This is a genomic window from Luteitalea sp., from assembly GCA_009377605.1.
Lineage (GTDB): Bacteria > Acidobacteriota > Vicinamibacteria > Vicinamibacterales > Vicinamibacteraceae > WHTT01.
Genome location: WHTT01000249.1, coordinates 1 through 777 on the forward strand (window position 1 = coordinate 1; position 777 = coordinate 777).

The window sequence follows — 777 nt, forward strand, 5'->3', positions numbered from 1 at the left end:
CCTTGCGAACACGATCGTCGTACTCATCTTCGGAGAGAGCGAGCCAGAGCTCACGCCGCCCGTCCGCGAGGGAGATGCCAACAAGCCCACGATCCTGCTCGTAGATCAGCATGCGACCGATACCAGGAAGCACGTGCGGTTGGCCGTACACGAGGGATTGCAGCTTCCAAGTCAGCCCTCTCAGATAAACGTGCAGTGGCGTTATGGAACGAAGCGTGCCGCCCCTCCCTGGTACCGCGATGAGTTCGGGGGGGCTGAGCTCGCCTGCCTGCGGCTCGGCGGTGCGAAGCACTCGCCATGTGTCCGGCGCTGACCGAACGCCGAGCACGTGGTCTCCAGTGGAATCCCAGGCCGTTTTGGCGTACACACCGGGTTCCTCGGTTAGCCGCTTCGGCTTACCCCGTCCATCCGCACGGATGCGATAGATCCCGCCACCATCGCTGTCGCTCCACGTGGTGTAGGCGATGTATTGCCCATCCGGCGACCACGCCGGGAAGAATTCACCTCTGTCGGAAGCGGTTACCCGCCGCGGGACGACCGACGGACCGTCACCGTCCGACCGGGTGTTGTCCGTAGGATCCGACGGCGGTAGGTCTGCAATCCACAGGCGGTCGAGCGCGCTGAAGACCACCCGCGATCCATCAGGCGAGATCTGAGGGTTGCGCACCGCTCGCACATCAAAAGGCTCGTCCGCGAACGGGTACTGGAATTTGACCAGGGGGTGATCAACGACAATTAGATTTGCCGGCCAACGACAATTAGATTTGCCGGTCCGCT

1 protein-coding gene is annotated in these 777 nt (G+C 62.5%); it reads right to left on the minus strand.

What is annotated here, in order from left to right; genetic code table 11:
• A partial coding sequence (locus GEV06_28785; GenBank protein MPZ21840.1) for a hypothetical protein occupies positions 1–777 on the minus strand: 777 nt, incomplete at both ends.